Annotated in this window: 8 protein-coding genes; 3 read left to right on the top strand and 5 right to left on the bottom strand. The window is 40.1% G+C overall.

Annotated features, from left to right (window positions below; genetic code table 11):
• The first annotated feature begins 39 nt into the window (after positions 1–39).
• Positions 40–1,338 (top strand): hypothetical protein, encoded by a 1,299-nt coding sequence (locus C1E24_RS12335; RefSeq protein WP_138481876.1) that lies wholly within the window; start codon positions 40–42, stop codon positions 1,336–1,338.
• Positions 1,339–1,374: 36 nt separating this feature from the next.
• Here C1E24_RS12335 and C1E24_RS12330 read toward each other — a convergent pair whose 3' ends face one another.
• The 3 genes from C1E24_RS12330 to C1E24_RS12320 form a co-directional block, all read right to left on the bottom strand.
• The gene (locus C1E24_RS12330; RefSeq protein ID WP_138481874.1) at positions 1,375–3,030 is read right to left on the bottom strand and encodes a winged helix-turn-helix domain-containing protein; all 1,656 of its coding nucleotides are present in this window, start codon (positions 3,028–3,030) and stop codon (positions 1,375–1,377) included.
• Between the two features lie 153 nt (positions 3,031–3,183).
• The gene (locus tag C1E24_RS12325) at positions 3,184–4,182 is read right to left on the bottom strand and encodes a cytochrome d ubiquinol oxidase subunit II (RefSeq protein WP_138481872.1); all 999 of its coding nucleotides are present in this window, start codon (positions 4,180–4,182) and stop codon (positions 3,184–3,186) included.
• Positions 4,175–5,548, bottom strand: coding sequence for a cytochrome ubiquinol oxidase subunit I (locus C1E24_RS12320; protein ID WP_138481870.1), 1,374 nt, complete (start codon positions 5,546–5,548; stop codon positions 4,175–4,177). The genes C1E24_RS12325 and C1E24_RS12320 overlap by 8 nt, the downstream gene beginning before the upstream one ends.
• Before the next feature lie 236 nt (positions 5,549–5,784).
• Between C1E24_RS12320 and C1E24_RS12315 the strand changes: the two genes are divergently transcribed.
• Entirely contained in the window at positions 5,785–6,945 is a 1,161-nt protein-coding gene (locus tag C1E24_RS12315) for a lactonase family protein (RefSeq protein WP_138481868.1), read from the top strand.
• Positions 6,946–7,012: 67 nt separating this feature from the next.
• Here C1E24_RS12315 and C1E24_RS12310 read toward each other — a convergent pair whose 3' ends face one another.
• Together C1E24_RS12310 and C1E24_RS12305 are read right to left on the bottom strand one after the other, a co-directional pair.
• The gene (locus C1E24_RS12310; RefSeq protein WP_138481867.1) at positions 7,013–7,615 is read right to left on the bottom strand and encodes a porin; all 603 of its coding nucleotides are present in this window, start codon (positions 7,613–7,615) and stop codon (positions 7,013–7,015) included.
• A gap of 94 nt (positions 7,616–7,709) precedes the next feature.
• Positions 7,710–8,126, bottom strand: coding sequence for a hypothetical protein (locus C1E24_RS12305; RefSeq protein WP_138481865.1), 417 nt, complete (start codon positions 8,124–8,126; stop codon positions 7,710–7,712).
• Between the two features lie 586 nt (positions 8,127–8,712).
• Here C1E24_RS12305 and brnQ point away from each other — a divergent pair.
• Positions 8,713–10,002 carry a branched-chain amino acid transport system II carrier protein gene (brnQ, locus tag C1E24_RS12300; RefSeq protein ID WP_138481863.1) on the top strand — a complete coding sequence of 430 codons (1,290 nt, stop codon included), beginning with the start codon at positions 8,713–8,715 and terminating at the stop codon, positions 10,000–10,002.
• Positions 10,003–10,103 lie beyond the last annotated feature (101 nt).

Raw genomic sequence — 10,103 nt, 5'->3', positions numbered from 1 at the left:
TAGCTAAGTAATTAGCTAAGTTTTAAGTTAAGGATAATTATGTCATCAAAAACATGGGGGATTTGCCTTATTTCTTGCGCGGTCTCATTTAGTGCGGGGTTTTATTTAAAAGGGTCTCAGGTAGCTATAAACGACTCTAGCAAATTAAACGATTTAAATGGAACTGTTTCACAAAAATCTCCTTCAGAACAGGCCGTGAAACCATACGAAAAAACAAAACTTCACACTACAAATCAGAACTTATTCACTGAAAAAGTCGTACTTGATAAGGTTGACGACTTTTTGAGTCGTAATAAAAACATTCACGATTTAAACATTACAAACAAAATGGTTGCGCCTTTTTATCAACTACTTTCAGAGCTAGACGAATACCAGTTGCAGCAAAAAGCAGAAGATTTAGTTGATCAGCTACCAAACTATGCAGCGTCTCGTCTACTCACTATTACACTTGAAACACTCGCAGAATTACAACCTCAAAAAGCCCTCGAAATATCAATGAGTATAAGTGACAAACATCATCAAAAATTAGCAAATATTCAGTCAGTTTTTTCAATATGGAGTGCCTCATCTCCAGAGGAGGCACTCGAGTGGTACGCTTCCGAAGACTTTAGTCAAACTGAATATGAACATTTAGCAAAAGATATTTTATCAACCACAGTGCTTAATCATCTCTATAATGAAAATAAATCTCTAGCGTTAACTAAAGTCTCCGAGCTATTACAGCAAAATAAATTAACCGCTTTTTCCATGGAAAGTTTATCTAAAAGTATTAATCAATCTAATGAATTTAGATCTTTATTAGATGTGCTTAGTGTTTCGCATTTTCACAACAACGGTATGATAGAGGTTACTGCACAGTGGTTTGATAAAGCACCTCAAGATGCAGCAGCTTGGGTCAATATGTTGGATGAAGAGCAAAAATCTCCGCGTTTATTCGATCTCGCTTTAAAGAATTGGATTAAGTCAGAACCAAAATATGCATCTGATTGGTATATCAAACAATTTGACGAACAACAGCAGAGCGAAGCAATTTCCAAAGCCGCAACGCATTTTGCTAGAGAAGATCCTAAATCAGCTTTAGAATGGGTTGAAAGTTTAAACATGACAAACTCTCAAAATGCAATATATGACATTTTAAGAAATGCTAGTTATGACTATCCTGATTTTGTGATCGCAAACTTAGATAGGGTACATGACACAAAAAGTAAATTGTCTGCTTTCCAAGATGCTATTTACTCTATTTATTTGAGCAACCCAGAGAAAGCCCAAAAGCTTATCGACGCCTCTGAACATAAAGAAGCTTTAGAGGCATATATACACAAGTTAAATCAATCATAAGGGAGGAATTGGTTTAATCACTATTCTATTTTTAGATTAATTAACTGTGTAAACCGGTGAATCATTAAACCAAGCATCAACCCGCGCTATCAGCATAGGGTTATCGCTGTGATTGGCGATAACCTGAGCCTTTTTCGCAAACTGTTCCGCTTCAGTTTGCAATAACTGGCTCCTTGCAATATCAGCCCTAGCTAATAATACCCAAATCTGGTTTGCAGGTGCTTGTGAGTGAGTCGCGATTTCAAATGCTTGTTGTAAGTATTGCTCTGAAAGCGCTTGATTTTGTTGTGCATTTGATACCTTTGCTAGTTCAATTAGCGCCGCAGTTTGGCCATAATCGCCTTGAAACTGCTTATGATACTGCAGTGCCGCAGTGAGATGGCGTGCAGAGTCGCTAAACTCACCTTGCAAACGCTTGATTTTGCCTAGCTCTTCATGAGAATACGCAATAAATAACTCATCGTTTTGCTGCTCAGCCAATTGTTTCGCTTGTTCAACATACTGCTCAGCACTGAGCAATTCGTTTTCTCTGTCAGTTTGTTGCGGCCAATTTATTTGCAAATACCCAATCATTAAATATGCGCGCAATAACTCTCTACCTTGTTTTCCTTGAGCTTGGGCAAGATTAATACTGTCTTTTAGAAGCGCTATCGCCTCTGTAATTTGTCCTGAGTTTGCATAACTCGCAGCCAAATAACGTTTGGCCGCCAATAAATCAGGCTCTGTACTTAACGCAGTTTGCAACAAGGGTTTTGCAGCAACGAAATCTTGCTCTAAATATTTTGCAACGCCTCTAGCAAAGGCCTCATTACTAAATTGGCTGATGTTTTTACCATTACCTGAAGGCTGATATTCATCGAAGCGAATTGCTATTTTGCTCACTAATTGATTGAACGCGTCATCAACAGAGGATGCGAACTCAATACCTTGTTCCACACCAAATGGCGTTTGTAATTGATAATGCAGTTGGAAATCTTCAGGGAAACCAGTCAAACGAGTGGCAACGATTAGATCAGCTTCTAACTTCTCTTGAATGGGATAAAGCGCCCCCCTTTGATAAGCTCTGCGCTGCTCGGCGTTCAGCCTTTCTATCGCGAAAAGTACATGATCGCTGTCAATGACCGCTAATTGACTTGATTGACTTAGACCAAGTGTGAGTTGCTCTTGACCACGCAGTGGCACCCAATTGTGAACGCTGTCTTGCACATCATTCTTCACAGGTAAAAATGCCACTTTTAGAGGCGGCTCTGAACGAATAAATAAAAACACAAACACCATTATCAGCAACAAAAAAACGGCGATTGACGCGCCAATCCACACTTTGCTTTTATCTATGACTGGCCGAGTTTTAATTCTAGCTTGTGAATTAATTGACTGAATTGGCTCTGACTGTATAGATTCAGGTAATAAAGGCGCAACCCACTGATAACCTTTACGAGAATAGGTTTTTATTACATTGGCACCCAGTAAATCACGGATCTCTTTAATAGATTGTGTTAGAACTTGGTCTTGGACAACAACATCATCCCAAACGGCGTTTATGACCGCCTGCTTGCTGACAATATCGCTTTTATGTTCAATAAGGTAATTAAGGACTTGCAAGGTTTTTGCGCGAATAGAATGTTCAGAGTCAACGCTGCTAACTATCCCTGTTACTGTATCTAACACTTTGTCGTCTATCTGAAATCGCATGACATTCTATGGCATTATTTTTAGTTTTTCTGTTTTAGTAGTCTGCTATATCAACTCAAAAGTAGCAAGTTTATGAGGTTGGGAAAGTATTCATAAACTTGCTAGTAAAGTTAAAGCTGATTTTTATCTAAATTAACCTGAGCTTTGGTTAGATCAGTAATATCTTAGGTCGTCGACTTTGCCCCAAAACACGCGATACGAATAAGCGGTGTAAGCCAAGATTGTCGGTACAACGAGTAAAGCCCCCCAGAGTAAAAAGGCCAATGATTCAGCCGCCGCCACTGCCTGCCAAATAGTAAGATGATTTGGCACTATGTCTGGAAAGAAGCTAATTGCTAACCCCAAGAATGACAGAGTAAAAATAGTCACGCTCAAGATAAACGGGTGATGTGCTTTATTATCTGGCTTGGTTGTTAGCTGCGATAGCTTTCGAGCCATTAATACAAAACAACTAAAACAGATAATCGGCAACGGTAATAGCAGCAACATGCTCGGCCAGCTAAACCACTTCAAGAAAATCTCTGGCGACAGCCATAGATTTGCGCCTGACACGAGGGCGATACCCACTAATGCGACATATACACAGCGCTTGCAGACGTTAATTGCATATTGCTGCAACTCACCTTCGGTTTTCATTACCAACCAAGCCGCACCAATTAGGGTATACGCAGCAGCAACACCGACAGCACTCAAAAGTGCAAAACCATAAGACCAAGCAGATTCATCAAAACCCATCACATAGCGACCTAACATATAGCCCTGCGATGTCGCTGCCAACAGTGACCCAAACTTAAAGGCCAAGTCCCATGCATTCTTATGGTCGACAATGGCTTTAGCTCTGAAATCAAACGCAACGCCACGCAAAATCAAGCCAATCAGCATAAAAGTACAGGGAATATACAGCGCTTTTAGCACCAAACTATGCGCAGTCGGAAATGCAATCAGTAGCAACCCAATTGCCAAAACTAACCAGGTTTCATTGGCATCCCAAAATGGGCCTATTGAAGCGATCATTTTATCGGCATCATGATCATTGTTGGTCGGCAATAAAATCCCCACACCCAAGTCATAGCCATCCAAAATGGCATATAGCAGCACAGCTAATGCCATTAACGCTGCGTAAATAATTGCTAAGGTATCTTGTTCAAACATGCGCAGACTCCTTAATTTCAATACTTGAACGTTTTTTGCCTACATGCTCTTGTTGAGATATTTCTTCAATAAGCACCGCTTTTCTCGCCATCAAAAATACCGTGTGTAAATAAGCGACCAATAAAAATGCATACACGGTTAAATACATCGCTAAGCTAAACCCGACATTAGCTGGCGCAATGGTGGTGGCTGCTTGATCGACAGTTAAAACACCGCTAACAATAAAGGGCTGACGGCCAATTTCAGTGACATACCAGCCAGCTAGCGTTGCCACCCAGCCAGAAAAACTCATTGCCACTAAAGTTCGCAGTAGCCAATTTGGTAAAGCGTTATTTTTATAAAGCTTAAATGCGGCAAACCAAGCAACTGCAATCATGAGTAAACCAAGCCCCACCATGACTCTAAAACTAAAGAACACCGGTTTTACAGGTGGGTGCTCACCTTTAAATTCATTTAAGCCTTTAATCTCGCCATCAAGTTGATGGGTTAAGATTAAACTCGCCAAATTCGGCACAGCCAGTTCAAAATGATTTTTACGCTGCGCTTCGTCTGGAATAGCAAATAACAATAAAGGAGCACCTTGTGTTGTTTCCCACACACCTTCCATCGCAGCGACTTTTTGTGGTTGATGTTCAAACGTATTGAGGCCGTGCAAATCACCTACATAAGCTTGTAATGGTGCCAACACTGCAGCCACAACTAAAGCGACCTTAAGGGTGAGCCTTGGCGCTTTTTTATCATCACCTCGCAGTAAACGATAACTACTGATCCCAGCGATTAAAAAGCTCGCGGTAAGGCCGGATGCAATCAGCTTGTGAGTAAAACGGTAAGGAAAAGAAGGGTTAAAAATGATCGCCCACCAATCGGTCGGATAAGCAATGCCATCTCGCATTTCAAAACCAACAGGGGTTTGCATCCAAGAATTAAGACTTAAGATCCAAAATGCCGACAAGGTTGTGCCAACCGCCACCACAAAACAGGCTATGGTATGGACACGTACTGGCACCTTATTAATGCCAAAAAGCATGATCCCTAAGAAGGTTGCTTCTAAAAAAAACGCGGTTAGCACTTCGTAGCCCAGTAATGGCCCTGCAATGTTGCCCACTTTTTCCATAAAACCCGGCCAGTTCGTGCCGAATTGAAACGACATGGTTATGCCACTTACCACACCCAATGCAAAAGTCAGTGCAAAAATTTTTACCCAGAAACGATAGGCTCGCATCCAAACCGCATCGCCGGTTTGTTCAAACCTGACTTTAAAGAATACGAGAAACCATCCTAACGCGATGGTTATAGTAGGAAATAAAATATGAAAACTGATATTTGCCGCAAACTGAATTCGCGACAGCATTAATGTATCTAACATGTTCCCCTCCGAACACGACCCAAGCACGCCTTAGTTGAAATCCTCCTCAACCAAGATTTTAAAGTTTCAGTAATTATTGAAACTTTAAAATATACTAAACACTAAATTGACTCAGATCAATTAATATTCGGTATTAATATTGTGCTCATTGAGATAGCTCAGAAAATGCTTGTTTTAAGTAAGGAGTAAAAATGACATGATAACTGCAAGTTATTTAAACGCTTTGGTCGTCAATTTTGCAAACAACCCGCTGTTATCTCTATCTCCTCTTAGCAATATCATTCATTTCAATTGATGCCTGTGCTAATGATCATATTACTACTCAAACGCCAAGCTATGTTTTAACTAATGATGTTCAAGGTGTAGATGGATTAAATAATCCCAGAGATATTGCATTAAGCAAAGATAAGAAATGGGTATTTGTTGCCAGTGCCGATGATAACTCGCTTTCGGTATTTAAGGTGAACTCTGACTTTTCGCTTTCACATCGGCAAACAATTAAAAGCAGTGACAATGTAAAACTCGAGGGCGCACTTTCTGTGGTGAGCGACAACGGCGGCCAAAACATTTATGTGTTAAGTTATTACCATAGCGCACTTTTACACTTTAGCTTTTCTGAAAAAACAGGATTAGCGTTACAACATACCTTGTCCGACAATCTGCCTTTTGCACAAGTATTTAAACAACCTGAAACCATCAAACCAGAACAAGATACGGTTGGGCTCTTAGGTGGTTATGAGCTAGCAATTAACCACAATACTAATCAATTGTTTATCGCTGCAACCGTCAGCCATGGTGTTAGTGTATTTAACTTGAATCAAGATGGTAAACCAATCCTGTCTCAACGAATTCATACAAACAAAGATGCAGCCCTTTCAGGTGCGGTTTCTGTGACAACCAATAATACAGGCCAATTTTTGGCGGTAGCAGGTATGAATGGTAAAGCCGTATCTATGTACAAACGTAATAAAGCTGGGAAATTTCACTTTTATCAAACTCTAAAGCACCCATTTGATATGCCAATTTCTGTGACTTTTGCTGGTAGCGGGCACTACCTCATTGCGGTCGATGCTATAAACAGCGATATTGTTTTGGCTCGTAAAAACCGTGAACAAGCATTTGAAGTTGTAAAGGCGTTAAGTAAAGACGAACATGGTATTGAAGGCATAAACAAAGTGACGTTATCAAAGAGCGAGCGCGCTATCTTAACTTTCTCAGAGCAAAGCCATCGCATTGATGAATTTCAGATAAACGAAGCTTCACTAAAGCACTCAAAAAGCCTTGCTCCAAGCGGGCTACAATCTGCTACCGCCCTTGAATTTATTAACTCAACCCATGCTGTCTCAACATGGGCGAAATCTGATGCAATTGCAGTATTAAAATTAAATGCCGAATAATAGAAGCACTAAAAAAGGCAACTAACGTTGCCTTTTTAAACACATTTAATCTTAACTCAGGTTAAAATTAAAAGTTATAACGGATATTTAAACCGGTGTTTTTGTAATCTTTTGCATTTCTGTAAGCAAAATTCAGTGTGAAATTCTCTGCAAAAGTATAGTTTAACTGTACTTGATATACTGCATTATTTTCTGACAAATACTCAAAATCCAAATGCTCATACCCCACACCAACAAGCATGTTTAAGGCTTTGTTAAACGCGAAGTGATAATTGGCTTCTAAACCATATATTGTTGCGTCATAAGAACTTTTATCAATACCACCACTATATGAATATTCAATTTCTGTTTTTAATTTTCCAAAGTAGGGAGATACTTCAATAATTTTATCTTCCTCTAAGTACGTTAGAAAACCAAAACCTGCAAACAACTTACCCAGCTCATAATCGTCATTATCATCTGAGTCTGTTGTTACTATATAACTGGCTTTGATTAAAAACTTCTCTTCCAATTGCTTACTGAACTTTAGCCCAACACCTTTTGGATCAAATCTGGAGTCATCAAACGACATAGTGGCATAGCCTGCCTCAACATAATCAAAGTTAATGTTGCTTGCAAAAGCTGAAGAAGAGATTAGCGAAGTTGCTAGAAGAATTGCGCGAATTTTCATTTTTTCCCTTATATTCTACTCCTAAAAATTCGTCGCAATTTTAATGACTTACTCTGCATAGAGTAAGCCTTCTATGTAATATATTGTAAACAAATTAACGGCACGTAAAGCTCATCACCAATTCATAAGGTTGGCCCATTGAATCTTCTGCGATACCTCCCCCTATCGACATCGCTGCGCCTACATCATCAACTGCATTTTCACCTAATACCCAAAGCACTGTGCCTGCTGTTTCTACCGCGCTTGCGATATTTAAATTCTGTAAATATTCTTCTTCAGGCATGCTGCCAACATAAGTGATGTTTTCATTCAGTACGTAGGCTTTCTTGTCTTGCTCATCACAAAAGTGCTTAGATTGTTTTAATGCTTCATTGCCAGCTTCAGATTTTGTTTGTGCCGAGAGCTTCACATAATGCTCACCGCTGTCTGAAGGGCGAACGTTATTGTGGTGTGCACACGCGGTTAATAAAGTCGCTAAAGAAAGTGAGATGAGTGTTTTCGCTGCATTCATTGTAAGTGCCTAAGGTGTTTGTTTTGATGAGTCTAAGTTAGCGCGATTACCTGTGAGAGTCCGTCAAATGTCGTGAGAAGTTGTAGAAAAGTGTAAAAGCACTAGGGCGTGTTTATCTTTGAAGTATGAATTTTGTTCAAATCAAAGGCTTTCAATACGCGAAATGAGCTACGCAGCATAATGGGTTATGTAAGTAGCGAATGACAAAGTAGTGGAAGCCTTTGGTTGAACTCTTCGAGCAGCGTGAGTTGGACATTTATTCGGCGTTATCGGCTGACTTACATAGAATAGCTATGCTACGTAGCCTCTGCCTTGTCTAAATGCCCAACTCGCTGCTGCAAAAACACACTGTAAAGGTCAACACGCCCTAATCGCTCAAATAAAAAATAAAACCATCATATTTACGGTATTCATAAATAGTTTATGCAAAAAACCTCAATTATGCTCCCTGCTCGTTTTTATTTATTTCTTTGTTTAGATTCCCTTCTCATCTGCATTTTTTAATCGCACAGTCTAAATTTGCATTGTCCCTAATAATCCCTAGAATGCGCCGCTCAATTGACTGACAGGTTATTACGAGGTTTTCATGTCAAAGTCTTCTCTATTAACGCTTGGGTTTATGACCTTTGCATTATTCTTAGGTGCGGGTAACGTTATTTTTCCGCCACAATTAGGTCAAGGCTCAGGTGAGTTTTTCTGGCCTGCAACTATCGGATTTTTGATCACCGCAGTGGGATTACCTGCTCTGACGCTTATAGCAATTGGCTACATGGGCGGTAGCGAAGCGCTAACCAATAAACTGCCACGCGCAGGCCATTTAATGTTTTGGGGTGTATTGTTTCTATCAATTGGCCCGCTATTTTCTTTACCAAGAACATTTAGCGTGTCGTTTGAGTTTATTGCCAAACCATTTTTCGCCGATTGGGCCTTGTTACCTTTCACTTTAGTAATGGCTGCAACCACGCTTTTCTTTGCGCTTAGCCCAGGCAAATTAATGGACAGAATCGGTAAAATCTTAACGCCGGTTTTATTACTGATGCTGTTATTTATCGCCATCAGTGCTTTTTTATACCCGCACGGACAACTCGAAAATACCGCAGAGCAATACCAATCTTTCGCCATTGCCTCTGGCCTATCCGAAGGGTATATGACTATGGACGTATTAGGTGCTGTGGGCTTCGGCTGGTTAGTGATCAATGCACTTAAAAGTGCGGCCCCTAATGCGCCTGTTGTGCCTAACCTGATCAAAGTTGTGCTGATTTCTAGTGTTGCGATGTGTTTCGTTTATATTGCAATCGCTTTTGTGGGTGCGAATTACGGCATTGTTGAAAGTAATGGTGGTGCGCTGCTATCAAATTACATGAATTGGATTTATGGTACCCCAGGTGTTTTACTGATGGGTGTGATTGTAACGCTCGCATGTTTGACTACCGCCATAGGTTTGACCTGTGCTTGCGCAGAGTTTACTAGCCAAAACTTCAAAAGCATTAACTACAGAACCAGTACTATTACGATTGTTGCCATTACAACACTAGTCGCTAATCTGGGCTTAGACCTGTTGATTGCTATTACATTGCCACTCGTTGTTGTACTTCACCCTGTTGCTATCAGTATTATTTTATTGGGTCTGTTTTATTTGAAGCGTCCGTTCAATGGCTTGGTTTACAGTTTAACCATTGCAGCCGCTATCACCGGCGGTGTCGTTGATGCGCTCAAGATCCTTGGAAATATGCCAGAGCAACTGCATAACGTATTTGTAAATTACCTACCTTTATATCAATACAATGCTGGCTGGATCGTGCCGACATTAGTCGTTTTTGCAGTCGCAAATATGCTGTTCCAACGCAAAGAAAATACAGCTCAAGCAGCTGCTTAAAGTGCATAACGAGTAATCTAAGGCCAACGATTTGCTATAAGTAATATAATTTTACAATTTATATACGCAAAAGTTGGCCTTCTCATTTTTCATTCGATTTT

The sequence above is a fragment of the Pseudoalteromonas phenolica genome (genome assembly GCF_005876835.1).
Classification (GTDB): Bacteria; Pseudomonadota; Gammaproteobacteria; order Enterobacterales; family Alteromonadaceae; genus Pseudoalteromonas; species Pseudoalteromonas phenolica_B.
Note: the sequence above shows the minus strand (reverse complement) of the source record. Positions and strands in the feature narration are given on the sequence as shown.

Excerpts from the sequence above, each read along its gene's own strand:
- C1E24_RS12305 (WP_138481865.1), bottom strand. The coding sequence starts at position 8,126 with ATGAATGCAGCGAAAACACTCATCTCACTTTCTTTAGCGACTTTATTA.
- C1E24_RS12335 (WP_138481876.1), top strand. The coding sequence starts at position 40 with ATGTCATCAAAAACATGGGGGATTTGCCTTATTTCTTGCGCGGTCTCA.
- C1E24_RS12330 (WP_138481874.1), bottom strand. The coding sequence starts at position 3,030 with ATGCGATTTCAGATAGACGACAAAGTGTTAGATACAGTAACAGGGATA.
- C1E24_RS12310 (WP_138481867.1), bottom strand. The coding sequence starts at position 7,615 with ATGAAAATTCGCGCAATTCTTCTAGCAACTTCGCTAATCTCTTCTTCA.
- C1E24_RS12325 (WP_138481872.1), bottom strand. The coding sequence starts at position 4,182 with ATGTTTGAACAAGATACCTTAGCAATTATTTACGCAGCGTTAATGGCA.
- C1E24_RS12320 (WP_138481870.1), bottom strand. The coding sequence starts at position 5,548 with ATGTTAGATACATTAATGCTGTCGCGAATTCAGTTTGCGGCAAATATC.
- brnQ (WP_138481863.1), top strand. The coding sequence starts at position 8,713 with ATGTCAAAGTCTTCTCTATTAACGCTTGGGTTTATGACCTTTGCATTA.